At 68.4% G+C, this 231-nt stretch carries 1 protein-coding gene; it reads left to right on the forward strand.

The window, feature by feature from the left end:
• Positions 1-231 (forward strand): hypothetical protein (locus SB753_RS42070; RefSeq protein ID WP_410805823.1); only part of this gene is annotated, 231 nt, incomplete at both ends.

Here is a 231-nt window from a genome sequence, read left to right on the forward strand (position 1 = left end):
TGCAGGACGTGATCTTCAACGGCTCGACGGCGCGCAAGCCGGGTAGCCGCGCCAGCGTCGAACTCGTGTTCGACAACGCCGACGGCCGTGCCGCCGGCCAGTGGGGCCAGTATGCCGAAATCGCCGTCAAGCGCGTGCTGACGCGCGACGGCACGTCGAGCTACTACATCAACAATCTCCCCGCGCGCCGCCGCGACATCCAGGACATCTTCCTCGGCACGGGCCTCGGCC

Source organism: Paraburkholderia sp. SIMBA_053 (genome assembly GCF_046534895.1).
GTDB lineage: Bacteria > Pseudomonadota > Gammaproteobacteria > Burkholderiales > Burkholderiaceae > Paraburkholderia > Paraburkholderia caledonica.